General features: G+C 74.5%; 14 protein-coding genes. 7 read left to right on the top strand and 7 right to left on the bottom strand.

Translation table 11 applies throughout. The annotated features are described in order from the left end of the window. Positions 1–80: 80 nt before the first annotated feature. Together G3T38_RS10560 and G3T38_RS10555 are read left to right on the top strand one after the other, a co-directional pair. Positions 81–527 (top strand): hypothetical protein, encoded by a 447-nt coding sequence (locus G3T38_RS10560; protein WP_163772257.1) that lies wholly within the window; start codon positions 81–83, stop codon positions 525–527. Then, the gene (locus G3T38_RS10555) at positions 524–1,915 is read left to right on the top strand and encodes a hypothetical protein (RefSeq protein ID WP_194247571.1); all 1,392 of its coding nucleotides are present in this window, start codon (positions 524–526) and stop codon (positions 1,913–1,915) included. The genes G3T38_RS10560 and G3T38_RS10555 overlap by 4 nt, the downstream gene beginning before the upstream one ends. On the opposite strand, the gene G3T38_RS10550 is transcribed toward G3T38_RS10555, so the two are convergent. The 4 genes from G3T38_RS10550 to G3T38_RS10535 form a co-directional block, all read right to left on the bottom strand. Beyond that, complete coding sequence (locus G3T38_RS10550) at positions 1,894–3,330, bottom strand: nucleotide-binding protein (protein WP_163772256.1); 1,437 nt, start codon at positions 3,328–3,330, stop codon at positions 1,894–1,896. The genes G3T38_RS10555 and G3T38_RS10550 overlap by 22 nt on opposite strands. Positions 3,331–3,334: 4 nt before the next feature. Next, a complete protein-coding gene (locus tag G3T38_RS22635; protein WP_163772255.1) occupies positions 3,335–4,072 on the bottom strand; it encodes a hypothetical protein in 738 nt (245 codons plus the stop codon). A gap of 520 nt (positions 4,073–4,592) precedes the next feature. Then, complete coding sequence (locus G3T38_RS21195) at positions 4,593–5,228, bottom strand: excalibur calcium-binding domain-containing protein (protein WP_206675849.1); 636 nt, start codon at positions 5,226–5,228, stop codon at positions 4,593–4,595. A 131-nt stretch (positions 5,229–5,359) separates the two neighbouring features. Further along, positions 5,360–6,028, bottom strand: a complete 669-nt coding sequence (locus tag G3T38_RS10535) for a manganese efflux pump MntP (RefSeq protein WP_163772254.1) — start codon at positions 6,026–6,028, stop codon at positions 5,360–5,362. A gap of 328 nt (positions 6,029–6,356) precedes the next feature. Here G3T38_RS10535 and G3T38_RS10530 point away from each other — a divergent pair, with 328 nt between their 5' ends. Beyond that, positions 6,357–7,532 carry an acyl-CoA dehydrogenase family protein gene (locus G3T38_RS10530; RefSeq protein WP_163772253.1) on the top strand — a complete coding sequence of 392 codons (1,176 nt, stop codon included), beginning with the start codon at positions 6,357–6,359 and terminating at the stop codon, positions 7,530–7,532. A gap of 14 nt (positions 7,533–7,546) precedes the next feature. Continuing rightward, positions 7,547–8,698, top strand: coding sequence for an acyl-CoA dehydrogenase family protein (locus G3T38_RS10525; protein WP_163772252.1), 1,152 nt, complete (start codon positions 7,547–7,549; stop codon positions 8,696–8,698). 65 nt (positions 8,699–8,763) lie between these two features. On the opposite strand, the gene G3T38_RS10520 is transcribed toward G3T38_RS10525, so the two are convergent. Next, entirely contained in the window at positions 8,764–10,284 is a 1,521-nt protein-coding gene (locus G3T38_RS10520; protein WP_163772251.1) for a GAF domain-containing sensor histidine kinase, read from the bottom strand. A gap of 305 nt (positions 10,285–10,589) precedes the next feature. Beyond that, positions 10,590–11,168 (bottom strand): DUF1697 domain-containing protein, encoded by a 579-nt coding sequence (locus G3T38_RS10515; protein ID WP_338037589.1) that lies wholly within the window; start codon positions 11,166–11,168, stop codon positions 10,590–10,592. Between the two features lie 44 nt (positions 11,169–11,212). Between G3T38_RS10515 and G3T38_RS10510 the strand changes: the two genes are divergently transcribed. From G3T38_RS10510 to G3T38_RS10500, 3 genes are all read left to right on the top strand, one after another. Then, complete coding sequence (locus tag G3T38_RS10510) at positions 11,213–11,656, top strand: MarR family transcriptional regulator (protein WP_163772250.1); 444 nt, start codon at positions 11,213–11,215, stop codon at positions 11,654–11,656. Further along, positions 11,653–12,939 carry an MFS transporter gene (locus G3T38_RS10505; protein ID WP_163772249.1) on the top strand — a complete coding sequence of 429 codons (1,287 nt, stop codon included), beginning with the start codon at positions 11,653–11,655 and terminating at the stop codon, positions 12,937–12,939. Before G3T38_RS10510 ends, G3T38_RS10505 begins: the two co-directional genes overlap by 4 nt. A gap of 113 nt (positions 12,940–13,052) precedes the next feature. Beyond that, the gene (locus G3T38_RS10500; protein WP_163772248.1) at positions 13,053–14,120 is read left to right on the top strand and encodes a fatty acid desaturase family protein; all 1,068 of its coding nucleotides are present in this window, start codon (positions 13,053–13,055) and stop codon (positions 14,118–14,120) included. A gap of 6 nt (positions 14,121–14,126) precedes the next feature. Here G3T38_RS10500 and G3T38_RS10495 read toward each other — a convergent pair whose 3' ends face one another. Beyond that, the gene (locus tag G3T38_RS10495) at positions 14,127–14,600 is read right to left on the bottom strand and encodes a hypothetical protein (RefSeq protein WP_163772247.1); all 474 of its coding nucleotides are present in this window, start codon (positions 14,598–14,600) and stop codon (positions 14,127–14,129) included. Positions 14,601–14,631 lie beyond the last annotated feature (31 nt).

Here is a 14,631-nt window from a genome sequence, read left to right as displayed (position 1 = left end):
GGAGGCGATTCTGACAGAGTGGGGTGACGGGCGTCTCGGGCCGTCCGGAGCCACCGGTTCGACGAAGGAAGAGACGACTGATGAGACCCGCCGTGCGCCGGTGCGCCACCACCGCGGTCACCGCCCTCCTCGTGCTGTCCGTCGCCGCCTGCGGCGGCCGCGCCGACGACAGCGACACCAGCAGCCCCAGCCCCGAGCCGGGCGCGACGTCCTCGTCGGCGAGCACCCCGGGCACGGCCCCGTCGAGCAGCATCGCGAGCGACGCCCTCGTCATCGAAGTCACCGTCGACGGCGACTCCGTGAGCCCCGACGCCGAGCGGGTCGAGGCGTCGGTCGGCCAGCAGATCGTCTTCCGCGTCACCACCGACGTGCCGATCGAGATCCACGGGCACACCAACCCCGAGTTCACGATCGAGGCGCAGCCCGGCACGAGCGACCACACGACGACCATCGACCAGGTCGGCAGCTACGAGATCGAGCTGCACGACCCGGACCGCCTGCTCGTCCGCCTCGACGTCCGCTCGTGACGACCGACCCGCTCGGGGGTCCGGCCGGCGGGCGGCCCGGCGACGCCGTGCTCGCCCACAGCGGCATCGGCGCCACCGCCGACCTCCCCATCCCCTTCGAGGCGGTGGTCATCGGCTCCGCCCTGGCCCTGACCGCCTCGTTCATCGTGCTCGCGGTGGCCTGGCGGCGGCCCCGGTACGACGGGGAGCGGCCCGGCACCACCCGCATGGCGCCCTGGCGGGCCGGTGCGGTGGCGCGGCTCGGCACGGTCGTGGACCACCCGGCGACGCGCCTGGCCCTCCGCCTGCTGGGCGTGCTGTTCTTCGCCTACCTGCTCTTCGCCCTCGTCGCGGGCCGGGACGTCGTCACCAACCCGGGCCTCGGCATGTTCTACGTGTTCCTGTGGGTCGGCATCGTGCCCGCGTCGGTGTTCTTCGGGCGCTTCTACCGGGCGGTGAACCCGGCGCGGGCCATCCACGCCGGGCTCGCGCGGATCGCCGGCAGCGACCCCGCGGTCGGAGCCCGGGAGCTGCCGCCCTGGCTGGGCTACTGGCCGGCCGCCCTCGGGCTGTTCGCCTTCGTGTGGCTCGAGCTCGTGAGCGCGTCCGGCACCACGACGAGCAGCGTGCGGCTCTGGCTCGCGGCGTACCTGGCGGTGATGCTCGTCGGTGGCGCCCTCTTCGGCGACACCTTCTTCGAGCGCTGCGACCCGTTCGAGGCCTACTCCACCCTCGTCGCCCACGTCTCGATCTGGGGCCGCGACGAGGACGGCACGCTGGTCGTGCGCAGCCCGCTGGCCAACCTCGCGACCCTGCGGCCCGACCCCGGGCTCGCCGCCGTCGTCGCCGTGCTGTTCGGCTCGACGGCCTACGACTCGTTCCGCGAGTCCATCCCGTTCGCGAAGTTCATGAACAACACGACGATCGACTCCGACCTCATCCTCAACGTGTCCCTCGTCGCCCTGATCGGGATCGTCGGGGTGCTCCTGGCGGGCGCGGCGATGGCGACGCCGGCCGTGGGCGAGGTGCCCCGGCGCGACCTGCCGGCGCGGATGGCGCCCTCGATCGTGCCGATCATCGTGGGCTACATCGTGGCCCACTACGTGACCTACCTGCTCGAGTTCGGCCAGCAGGTCGTCATCTACATGAGCGACCCCCTCGGCACGGGCGCCAACTGGCTCGGCACCGCCGACCTGCAGCCGTCCTACTTCCTCACCGACAACATCGGGCTCCTCGCCTTCATCCAGGTCGGTGCCGTAGTGCTCGGCCACATCATCGGAGCGGTGGCCGCGCACGACCGGTCGCTGGCGCTCCTGCCGAAGCAGCACACGGTGACGGGACAGCTCCCGATGCTCGTCGTGATGGTCGCCTTCACCGCCGGTGGCCTCTACCTGCTGTTCGCCTCCTGACCCCGGCGCTGCCGCCCGGCTCGGCGTAGCCGACGCGTGGTCGTCCGCGCGGCGACACCCGGACCGGGCAGCAGCGCGTCCGCCAGCCCCCGCACCCCACGGGCCAACGGGCCGTCCCCGACGTCGAGCAGGTGACGACCGGTGACGAGGGCCCGGTCGCACGCCGCCACGTCGTCGGGCAGCACGTGCACGGCCGCCGGGCGCGCCACGTCCGTGAGCATGGCCCGCACCTGGGCCTCCGACCACCCGAGCGTGGGACGCATGCGGTTGACGACGACGTGCACGGGCGCCGCGACCTCGAGCTCCCGCAGGTCGGTCAGTCCCCGCGCGAGGCGGGTGAGACCGACGGGGTCGGCGGTGCCGACCACGGCCACCACGTCGGCCGTCTGCAACGCCACCTGGGTCGTCGCGTCGCGCACGGGCCGCCCCGCGAGGTCGGCGGCCTCGTCGCCCTCGATGCCGAACCCGGTGTCGACGACGACGTCACCGGCCACGGCGGCCGCGGGCAGCAGCACCTCGAGCACCTCGGGCGCGACCTCGGCCCAGCGGTCGGGGCGCGGCAGGCCGGTGAGGAGGTGCAGGTGCCGCTCCACCTGGCGCACGAGCCCCGGCCACCCGGTCTCGAGGTCGCCGGCTGCATGGGCGCGCGCCGCGGCGAGCAACCCGGACACGTCGTCGAGGACGCCGAGCGCCTGCGCCACCGTGCCGCCCCACGGGTCGGCGTCGACGAGCAGCGTCGATCGCCCGCGACGCGCGAGCGCGGCCGCCAGCCCGACGGCCACCGTCGTGCGGCCCGGCGCGCCCGCCGGACCCCACACGGCGACGACCCGACCGCCGACGACGGACTGCTCCGCGGCGCCGGGGTCGCCGGGCGTGCCCGGTGCGCCGGACGTGCCAGGTGTGCCGGGTGCCGGCCCTGGCCACGTGGGGGCATCGTGACCGGGCGCGTCGGCGCGACCCCCGGACGACGGCAGCCGGGGGCCGCGGGGGACGGTGGCGTCGCTCGGCCGGCTGCCCGGCCCGGTGGAAGGCCTGGCGCCGGGCCTGGTGGGCGCGTCGGTCGACGGCGGTGCGAGCACGCTCGTCAGCAGCGCGTCCCCGGAGCCGGCCGGCACCAGCGCCCGCACGCCGATGCGGTGCGCGTGGGCGCGCGCCGCCTCGGGGCTCGCGGTCGTGTCGACGACGCCGACCACCCGCACGCGGTGGCGGCGCAGGTGCTCCACCGCGGCCGCGTCGAGACCCGGGGCGTCGAGGCCGACGACCGCCACGTCGGCCTGCCCGAGGGTCGCCGCGGCCAGGAGGTCGTTGACGTCGACGCACCGCTTGAGGACGGTCACGTCGGTGCGGGAGGCCAAGGCGGTGAGCGCGGTCGGTTCCCACGCGGCTCCCGACCCCACGACGAGCACGCAGATCACGCCGTCACCCCCGCTGCGCGACCGTGACCGTGCCGGCCGCCATCGCGGCGACCGCGGTGCGCACCGCGTCGCGCTGCTCCTCCGGCACCGCGAGCACCAGCTGCCGATCGGCCACCGAACCCACCTGCGTCGACGCGTCGGGAGCCTCGACCACACGGACGGCCTCGAGGAGGAGGACGGCCCCGTCCTGCGCGGCGGAGGAGGCGGAGCTGGCATCGGTCCCGGCACCGGCACCGGGATCGCCCGGCTCCCCAGAGACCGACCCGTCGGACACGGCGGGCAGGTCGCTGCCGGCGACCCAGAGGTCGACGATGCTGCCGACACCGACCCCGGGCGGCACGAGGCCGGGCTCGACCGTGACGGGGAGGTGCAGCACGTCGGACTCGTCCGCCGGCACCACCGCTGCCGACGGCAGGAGCTCGCCGGCGCCCACGTCCCGGTCCAGCCGGACGTCGGGGTCGGGTGGGTCGGAAGCCGCGACGTACTCCTCCAGCCGGTCACCGTCGCGGAACCTCACCTCGACGGCGACGAGGTCGTCCGCCGCCACCGCGGAACCGGCCGGCAGGTCCTCCCGCGCGGCCCACACCGCCACGGTGTCGTCGGCCGACGCGAGCACGCGCGCGCCGACCACGACCGAGACGGCGACGATCAGCAGTCCCACCCACAGCCGCGGATCGCGCCAGCCCGGCGCGGTCGCACGCGTCGCCTGCTGCGGACGGACATTCCCGAGATGTCCACTCACGCGAACCATGATGGCGGCGTCATCGCGAATCCGCACGGCCCTGTCCACAGGGAGGACCCGGACCGCGCCGGTCCGCTACGCGCGGAGTCTCGGGGGAGGGATGCCCGCGCCCGGAAGTGTGCGGCTGCGACGCCGCAGGGTCGATCCGGGACGCACCAACGTCCCCGTTCCGCGACCGGCCGCGACAGGCCCCGGACCCGGAGGCGCCCCACCACCCGAATGGCCTGCCCTACGCGAGGCCCCGCGAGAGATGCCCCGCGCCCGGAACTGTGCGGCTGCGACGCCGCAGGGTCGATCCGGGACGCACCAACGTCCCCGTTCCGCGACCAGCCGCGACAGGCCCCGGACCCGGAGGCGCCCCACCACCCGAATGGCCTGCCCTACGCGAGGCCCCGCGAGAGATGCCCCGCGCCCGGAACTGTGCGGCTGCGACGCCGCAGGGTCGATCCGAGACGCACCAACGTCCCCGTTCCGCGCGGGGTCCGGCCCCGCCCGCTCCCCGCTCGCCGCGACGCTCGCGTCAGCGCTCGCAGACGATCCCGTCGCTGTCGCGGTCCGTGTACCAGTCGTACTCGGGGTCGACGCCCGACACGTAGTCGCCGTAGCCGTTCGCGTTCGCCTCCCCGCACGTCCCGAAGTGGGGATCGGTGCCGGACGAACCCGAGCCGGACGAGCCCGCGCCGGACGAACCCGAGCGCGACCCCGCCGAGGCCAGGGCGGCGGCCACGGCCTCCTCGACCGCCGTGGCCTGCGCGAGCTCCGACTCCGCCTGCTGCGCCGCGAGCGCCTCGGCGACCGCGGTCTCCACGGTGGCCTCCGCCGCGGCCTGCGCCTCCTGCTCGGCGGTGGCCAGCTCCGCGGACGCTGCCGCCGCGTCCGCCACCGCGTCCTCGACCTCCGACTCCAGGGTCGCGACCTGATCGGCTGCCGCGGCGAGGCGGTCCTCGGCGGACGCCTCCGCGGCGGACCGGCCCTCGGCCTCCGCGGCGGCCAGCGCAGCGTCGTCCGTGCCGGCGCCCGCGGTGCCGACGACCGCCCCGAGCAGGAACGCTCCGACGGCGGCGGCGACGCCGGTCCGGCGCCGGGTCCAGAACCCACGTGCGGGCGCCGGGCCGTTCCGCCGCGTCATGTCGTACTGCTCCACGAGGTCCCCCACCTTCGGTTGATCGACCGACCCAGTGAAGAGGAGGGAGGCGCCGACCGTCCTGGGAACGCGGAGGACGGACCGGCCGGTCCAGACCGGTCAGCCCGACATCAGCCCCGCGTCAGCCCAGCGTCAGCCCAGCGTCAGCCCAGCACGCCGAGGTGGTCGAGCAGGATCCGCAGGCCGAGGTGGTCGAGCAGGATCCGCAGGCCGATCAGCACCAGGATGACGCCGCCCACGACCTCGGCCCACTGCCCGAGCCGCTCGCCGACGCGCGCGCCGACGAAGACGGCGGCGAGCGAGAGCGCGAAGGTGACGACGCCGATGATCGTGACGGCCACGAGCACCTCCCCGACGCCGAGGCTGAGCACGCCGAAGGTCACGCCGACGGCGGCGGCGTCGATCGAGGTGGCGACGGCGAGCGGGAGCACGACGGCGAGCGTGAGGGGCAGGTACGTCGCGACGCGCGCGCCCGGCGTACCTCCGCCGACGGCCGGGTCGGCCGCACCGGCAGCCCCGGCCACGTCGTCGTCCTCGTCGTCGGAGAACGCCTCGCGGAGCATCATCCCGCCCAGCACGGCGAGGAGGGCGAACGCGATCCAGGGGGCGACGGCGCTGACGACGCCGGCGAACCAGAACGACAGCACCCAGCCGCCCAGGGGCATGACGCCCTGGAAGACGCCGAACGCGCCGGCGAGGAGGAGCGCGTCGCGCCACCGGGGGTGGCGCATGCGCATGCCCTGGGCGACGGAGACCGCGACGGCGTCCATGGCGAGGGCGAAGGCGAGGACGAAGACCTCGGCGATGGTCATGGGGATGTTCCTCTCGTCGAGCTGGACGAGAGCGTCCGCCGGGCAGGGCGAGGCCTCGACCAGCAGCATCACTGGTCGAAGGTCTCGTCCACCGCGGGCGGTCCGGACGTCTCCGTCACGGTCGCTCGGGCGGGACGGCCGGGCTCCCACGTCGTCGTGGTCGCCAGTATGTCGACCGCCCCTGCCGACTCGCGTCGGCCGGGCTACTCCCCTTCGGCGGAGGACTGTACGGCACCGGGCGGGGGTCGTCACACGGCGCTGTCGGTACCCGGGGGTAACGTGACCCGCGGCACAGGGGCGAGACGCGCCCGGTCGACGAGGAGGTCCCATGCGGCTGCAGCTGTCGGAGGAGGACGAGGCGTTCCGCGCCGAGCTCCGGACGTTCTTCACCACCGAGGTGGACGAGGGCGTCCGGGCCACGGTGCGCGATCGCGGTGAGCTCACGAAGGAGCAGATCGTCGAGACGCACCGCACGCTCAACGCCGCGGGCCTCGCGGTCCCCCACTGGCCCGTGGAGTGGGGCGGCAAGGACTGGAGCCCGCTGCGGCGCCACCTGTGGCACGAAGAGATGCAGCGCGCGTGCGTGCCGCCGCCGCTCGCCTTCAACGCCTCGATGATCGGCCCGGTCATCGCGACCTTCGGCAGCCAGGAGCAGAAGGAGCGCTTCCTGCCGCCCACGGCCAACGTCGACATCTTCTGGAGCCAGGGCTTCTCGGAGCCCGGCGCCGGCTCCGACCTCGCCTCGCTGCGCACCGCGGCCGTCCGCGACGGCGACGACTGGATCGTCAACGGCCAGAAGACCTGGACGACGCTGGGCCAGTGGGGCGACTGGATCTTCACGCTCGTGCGCACCAACCCCGACGTGAAGAAGCAGGCCGGCATCTCGATGCTGCTCATCGACATGCGCTCGCCCGGCGTGGAGGTGCGCCCGATCGAGCTCATCGACGGGGGCCACGAGGTCAACGAGGTGTGGTTCACCGACGTGCGCGTCCCCGGCGAGAACCTCGTGGGCGACGTCGACTCGGGCTGGACGCAGGCCAAGTTCCTGCTCGGCAACGAGCGGGTGGGCGTCGCCCCGGTCGGCGCGACGAAGCGCGTCCTGGCCCAGGCCAAGGAGTGGGCGGCCGCGACGCGCTCGGGCGACGGCACGCTCCTCGACGACCCCCACGTCGCGGTGCGCATCGCCGAGCTCGAGAACGAGCTGATGGCGCTCGAGCTGACCGCGCTCCGCGTGGTCGCCAACTCCGCCGACGGCAAGCCCCACCCGGCGAGCTCCGTGCTCAAGCTGCGGGGCACCGAGCTGCAGCAGGCCGTGTCCGAGCTGGTGGTCGACGTCGCCGGGCCCGGTGCCCTGGCGTTCGGCACCGGCGACGCCGACAGCGACCTGCCGGTGTGGGCCCGGCGGAGCACGCCGACCTACCTGAACCTCCGGAAGGCGTCGATCTACGGCGGCTCCAACGAGGTGCAGCGCCAGATCATCGCCGGCACCATCCTGGGTCTGTAGAGAGAGGCAGCACGATGGACTTCGAGCTCGACGAGGAGCAGCAGGCGCTGCGCGAGGCCGCGCGAGGACTGCTCCGCAAGCGCTACGCGGACTTCGAGACACGACGGGGCACCGTCGCCGACGCCCCCGGCTTCGACCGCGACACGTGGTCGAAGATGGCAGAGATGGGCCTGCTCGGCCTGCCGTTCACGGAGGACGACGGCGGGATGGGCGCCGGGCCGGTCGAGGTCGCCGTGGTGGCCGAGGAGATCGGGCGCGTCATCGCTCCCGAGCCGTTCCTCACCTCCGTGGTGCTCACGGGCGGCCTCGTGGCCGCGGTCGGCACGACGGAGCAGCGCGCCGAGCTGCTGGGGGGTCTCGCGTCCGGCGAGTCCCTCGTGGCGCTCGCCCACGCGGAGCCCGGTGCCCGCTGGGTGTCGACCGCTGCCGGCGTGCGGGCCGAGGAGGCTGACGGCGGTTGGCGCCTGACCGGCGTCAAGGAGCCGGTGCCGCAGGGGGCCGAGGCGGACGTGCTCGTCGTCTCCGCGGCCCTGCCCGACGGGGGCACCGGCCTGTTCACCCTGGCCGGGGACGACGACGGCGTCACGCGCAGCGGCTACCGCGCACCGGACGGCTCGCGCGCCGCACGCATCACGTTCGACGGAGCGGTCGCGACGCCGCTCGGCGAGGCCGGCCAGGACCAGGCGACGGCGATCGCCGCGGCGCACGACGGCGCCCGCGTCGCCGCCGCGCAGCAGGCGGTGGGCGCGATGCAGGTGGCGCTCGAGACGACGGCGGGCTACCTCAACAGCCGCGAGCAGTTCGGGGTGCCGCTCAAGCGCTTCCAGGCGCTGACGTTCCGGGCCGCCGACCTGTACGTCGCGGTCGAGCTCGCCCGCAGCCTCGCCCTGTGGGCGGCGATGGTGCAGGCCGACCCCGGCACGTCCGCGGAGGAGCGGTCCACGGCCGCGGCCCGCGCCTGGGCCCAGGCCTCGAAGGCGGGGCGGCTGGTCGGCCAGGAGGCCATCCAGCTCCACGGTGGCATCGGCATGACGGCGGAGTACAGCGTGGGCAGCTACACGGCCCACCTCACGACGCTCGACCACCTCCTGGGCGACGCTCGTCACCACCTGGGACGCCTGGCCGCCAGCGTGGGCGACCACGCCGAGGTCGACCCGCTGGGCTGAGCCCGGGAGCAACCCCGCACCATCCCCGGGAGCCGGGCCCCGCACGACGCGGCGGCCCGGCTCTCTCAGTCCGGCAGCGGCACGACCCACTCGAGGGTGGTGCCCTCCCCCGGCGCGCCCGTGATCCGCACGTCACCGCCGAGGTCCCGCGCCCGTCGCCGCACGTTGAGCAGGCCGCTCTCGACGCCCGGCGCGCCGAGGCCGCGCCCGTCGTCGGCGACCCGCAGCGCCACGCCGTCCGCACCGACGGAGAGCCCGACCTCCACGGCGGTCGCCGCAGCGTGGCGCACGACGTTGGACAGCGCCTCGCGCAGCGTCGCGAGCAGGTAGTCGCTGATCCGGTCGGGCACGGTGGTGTCGAGCGGCCCCTGCAGCTCCACGGTCGCGCGGAAGCCGAGCGGCTCGGCGTACTCCGCCACGAGCTGGCGCACCTCCGCCCGCAGGGAGCGCCCCCGCAGCCGGGACAGCTCGAAGATCGTGGTGCGGATGTCGCGGATCGTCTGGTCGAGGTCGCGCACGACCGCGTCGAACCGGGCCTGCTCGGCCGTCGGCAGGTGCCGTCGCAGGCCCTGCAGCTGGAGGCCGGTCGCGAAGAGTCGCTGGATCACCACGTCGTGGAGGTCCCGTGCGATGCGCTCGCGGTCGGCGAGCACCATGAGCTCCTGGCGCTCCGCGAGGCCCTCGAGACGGTCGATGGAGGTCGTCGCGTGGTTCGCGAAGGAGGTGAGGAGCTCGAGCTCGGCCTGGTCGGGCGGGTGCGCGTCGCGGCGGAGGACGACACCGATGACGAGCCGCTCGGTGAGCCGGAGCGGGAACGGCACGACGACCACCGTCGAGCGGCCGGTCTGCGACACCCGCGCCCGGCGGTCGGTGAAGGCCGCCTTCACCGCGGTGTGCACCGGGGTGCCGGGGGCCAGGCGCTCCCGCATGGCGGCGAGGTCGCCGAGCTTGCCGGGCAGGTCTGCCGCGGGGTCCTCGGCGACGAGCTCGATGCGGTCGTCGACGAGGTGGGCGAGCACGACGGCCCGGGCCTGGAACATCCAGCCGACCAGCTCGGCGACGTGCGTGAGGGCGACGCCACGGTCGATCGGGGGTTCCAGCAGCTCGACGGAGCGCTGGAAGACCTTCAGCCACTCCTCGCGGCGTTCTGCACGGGCGCGGGCCTCCGCGAGCGCGAGCACCTGGGCGGCCCGCTCGGCGAGCCACTCCAGCACGTGCTCGTCGGTGGGGCTGAACGCGCCGGGTCCGGGCCGGCCCCCCAGGTAGAGCGTGCCCAGCGACCGCCCGCCGCGCCGGATCGGCACCCTGATGAAGCGGTCCATCTCGGGGTGGTGCGGCGACAGGTCGCCGATGGCGTCGACCTCGTGGTCGTCCAAGCCGTGGACGTGCAGGTCCCGCACGCGGCCCTCGGCGTCGAGCACGGCCAGCACCCCGTGGGCGGCACCGGTGAGGTCGCACGAGGTCTCGACGATGGCGTTCAACGCCTCGTCGAGGTCCGACTCGGAGGTGACCAGCTCCAGCAGGTCGAGCACCCGGGGCAGCTCGTCAGGGCCCACGAGCTCCGCGATGGGCCGCCGGGGAGACATGGGCCGACCGTAGTCGCTCACCTCGCCGGAAATGGGAACGGCCCGCAGGCGTGGTGCGTGGAGTCGAGACTCCTCGCACCGTCTCCGGCGGACATGTCCGGAGCACCTGCGGGCCGGGTGACTGCCCTTGGATTGCCAGCGGCTCGACGCCGTCGGCGGAGCTGCTAGCGGGCAGCCACCTCACGCGTCCTGAAAGAACTCATTCTTCGGACCACCTCCTTTCCCGTGTAGACAGGACGGTACGCCGCTGCTCCGCGCCCCTCAAGGGATTTACGAGCGACGTCGGAGGAGGCCCCGGCGGCCGCTCAGGTCCAGTCCGCCGCGAGCCGACGCACGACCGTCAGGTTGCGGTTCGTGCCCCGCACTCCGAGCACCTTCTCGATCCGGTTGTTGTCGAGCCGGGCCTGCTGGTAGCCCTCGAGGAGCGTGAGGTGGACGGCGCGATCGACGACCGAGACCCGCGCACGCTCCGGCTCGACGACGGCGTCGAGGCGCTCCACCGCCTCCGGCGCGGGCAGGTCCCGGAGGAACGTGACGTACTGGCCGTGCACCTGCTCCTCCCCCACGTCGGCCGCGACGGCGGCCAGCCGCGCCTCCCCGCCCGCGGCGGCGGCGGCCAGCTCGGCCGGGGTGAGCACCACGACGTCGAGCGGGAACCCCCGGTCGGCGGCGACCGCGGCCTCGAGGCGCTCCGTGAGGCGGGCGACGGAGCGGGCGGGGGTGCGGAGCCGCACGTTCCCGGTCTGGATGTGGGTCGCGACGTCCGTGAAGCCCGCGCTCTCGAGCGCGGCCCGCAGCTCGGCCATCGGGTACTTGTTGCGGGGACCCAGGTTGATCGCGCGCAGGAACGCGACGTACGTCGGCATGACGGCATCGTCACACACGCGCCGTATGTACTTGCATAGTCGAACTATGTAACGTCGGACGAGTGCCGACCCCCACTCCCGCCACCGACGCCCACCTCACGCGCCTCGCGGGCGAGCTGGTGACGGCCGCCGGGCGCCTGGTCCGCGAGGTCCGGCGCAGCTCGCCGCAGGTCGCGCCGACGCTGCGGGTGCTCGCCATGCTGGACGACCACGGCCCGCTCACGGTCGGTCGCGTCGCCGAGCTCGACGGCACCTCGCAGCCGACCGCCACCGCGGCCGTCCGGGGGCTCGTCGGCCAGGGCTGGGTGCAGCGCACGCCGCACCCCGACGACGCGCGCTCGACGCTGCTCGACCTCACCCCGGCCGGCCGCACCGCCCTCGCCGACCAGCGCCGGCGCAACGCCGCGCTCGTGCGCGACCGCCTGCTGGCCGCGGGCCGGCACTCCCCCGACGACCTCGCGCGAGCGGTCGACCTGCTCCGCGCCCTCACGGAAGGAACCGCATGACCGACCTCGCCGCCCGGACCTCCCCGGCAGCCCCCACCACCTCCCCGGTGACCGCCGAGCCCCCCGCCTCCCCCTGGCGCCAGCCGCGCGCGGTGTGGGCCGTGGCGTTCGCCTGCGTCATCGCCTTCATGGGGATCGGTCTCGTCGACCCCATCCTCAAGGAGATCGCCGCGCAGCTCGAGGCGACGCCGAGCCAGGTGTCGCTGCTGTTCACGAGCTACATGGCTGTCATGGGCGTCGCGATGCTCGTCACGGGCGTGGTGTCGAGCCGCATCGGCGCCAAGCGGACCCTGCTCGCCGGGCTCGTGCTCATCATCGTGTTCGCCGCGCTGGCGGGATCGTCCGGCTCGGTCGGAGCCGTCATCGGCTTCCGCGCGGGCTGGGGCCTCGGCAACGCGCTCTTCATCGCGACCGCGCTCTCCACCATCGTCAGCGCGTCGACGGGCTCCCTGGCCAGCGCGATCATCCTCTTCGAGGCGGCGCTCGGCCTGGGCATCGCCTCGGGGCCGCTCCTCGGCGGCCTGCTCGGCGGCATCTCGTGGCGCGGCCCGTTCTTCGGTGTCTCCGTGCTGATGGCGATCGCCGTCGCCGCGACCGCGGTCTTCCTGCCGGCGACCCCGCCGACCGGGCGCCGCACCTCGCTCGCCGACCCGTTCCGCGCCCTGCGCCACCCGGCCCTGCTGCTGCTCGCGCTCGTCGCCGTCTTCTACAACCTGGGCTTCTTCACCCTCATGGCCGCCGGGCCGTTCGCCCTGCCGTCCTTCGACATCATGCAGGTCGGCTGGACCTTCTTCGGCTGGGGCGTGCTGCTCGCCGTCACGTCGGTCGTGGTGGCGCCCCGCCTGCAGCGGCGCTTCGGCACCGTGCCCGCGATGATCGCCTGCCTCGCGCTGTTCGCGCTCGACCTCGCCGTCATGGCGCTGCTGGCCGAGACCGAGGCCGTGGTGGCCGTCGGCATCGTGCTCGCGGGCGCCTTCCTCGGCGTCAACAACACGCTCGTCACGGAGGCCGTCATGGGCGCCGCGCCGGTGGAGCGGCCGGTCGCCTCCGCGGCGTACTCCTTCGTGCGGTTCACCGGCGGCGCCGTCGGCCCGTTCGTCGCGCTGAAGCTCGCGGAGCACGTCGACGTGCACGCGCCGTTCTGGTTCGGCGCGGCCGCCGTCGCGGTCGGCGTGGTCGTGGCGCTCGCGGGCGCCCGCACCGTGAACCGCGCCCTGCACGGCGCCCCCGCCAGCCACAGCGAGGGCGAGGCGGCGGCGATCGCCGTCGGCGACGCCGACTGACGCCCCGGACCCGGGGATATAGTCGAGGGACGACTGCGGCCGCCGGGCCGTCGGACACGGACCCCGTGTCGACGAGGCCACGGCTCCCGTTGCGAGCCGAGGCGGTGGCGAGCATGGCCTCGCAGTCCCACGCACGACCGACCCACCCGTTCGTCAGCACCTACGGCGACCTCGCTCGCGAGGTGCGTGAGGCGGGGCTCCTCGAGCGGCGGCGGGGGTACTACGCCCTCCAGATCGGCGTCACGACCACGGCTTTCGTCGCCGTCTGGGTGGGGTTCGCGCTGCTCGGGGACTCGTGGTTCCAGCTGCTCCTCGCCGGCGCGCTCGGACTCATCGTCTCCCAGTTCGGCTTCCTCGGTCACGACGCCGCCCACCGGCAGGTCTTCGCGTCCCCGACGTGGAACGCGTGGAGCGCCCGCATCCTGGCCGGCGCGTTCGCCGGCCTGAGCTTCGCGTGGTGGCGCGGCAAGCACAACAAGCACCACCGCGCCCCCAACGAGGAGGACTACGACCCGGACATCGCGGCCGGCGCGATCGCGTTCACCCCCACGATCGTCGCCGAGCGGTCGGGGTTCGCCCGTTGGTTCGCCGACCACCAGGGATGGCTGTTCTTCCCCCTGCTCACCCTCGAGGGCATCAACCTGCACGTCGCGAGCATCCGGTCCTGCCTCGATCGCGGTGCGACGCATCCCTGGCGCCGACTCGAGCTCGTGCTCGTCGCCACGCGGCTCGGTGCGTACGTCGCAGTCCTGGTCGTCTTCCTGCCCCCCGGGCTGGCCGCCGCCTTCCTGGCCGTGCAGATGGCGGTCTTCGGGGTCAGCCTGGGCGCGGCCTTCGCCCCCGCGCACAAGGGCATGCCCCTCGTGCCGCCGGGGATGCGGCTCGACTTCCTGCGGCGCCAGGTGCTGGTGTCACGCAACGTCCATGGCAACCCGGTCGTCGACGTGCTCATGGGCGGGCTCAACTACCAGATCGAGCACCACCTCTTCCCGAGCATGCCCCGCTGCAACCTGCGCAGGGCCCGACCGATCGTGCGCGCCCACTGCGCGCGCGTCGGGATCCCGTACGTCGAGGTGGGCCTGGTCCGGTCGTACCTGATCGTCATCGACTACCTCAACAACGTCGGGCTGCGGGCGCGCGACCCGTTCGACTGCCCGCTCGCCGCCCGGCTGCGGGCCTGAGCGACCTCACTCGGAGGCCGGCTCCTCGGGGTTCACGCAGTACGACGCGGGTCCGTCCGTCGCCGCGTGGTAGGCGAACGTCTCGCCGGCCACCTCCAGCAGGATCTGCCGACCGGGAGTGATGGCCTGGGTGTAGGTCATGCCGGGCTCCGGGCACCCCAGGGCACCGCTGCGCCACTGGACCGCGGCGTCGCTCACCACCACCACCTCGCCGGACGGGACGCTCTCCCGCTCGGCGAGGTCGGCGATGGCACCTGCTAGCACCTCGTCGGCTCCGTCGTCCGAGCCCGACCCGTCCGAGGGGCTGAGCGTGGACGGGTCGGAGAGCGAGGGGCTCTGGGGCGTGCCCCCGGTGGCGTCCGGCGGGGTCGAGTCGGCGGCGCCCGGCTCGGCCGGGTCGTCTGCCGAGCCGCAGGCGCCGAGCGCGAGCACCAGGCCGACGGCGAGGGCGGAGAGCGGGAGGGTGCGGTGGAGGAACATCCGAGATCAGCTCCTGGGTCGGGGACGTCAG

Origin of the sequence: Nocardioides zeae (assembly GCF_010686755.1) — a bacterium.
GTDB lineage: Bacteria > Actinomycetota > Actinomycetes > Propionibacteriales > Nocardioidaceae > Nocardioides > Nocardioides zeae.
Note: the sequence above shows the minus strand (reverse complement) of the source record. Positions and strands in the feature narration are given on the sequence as shown.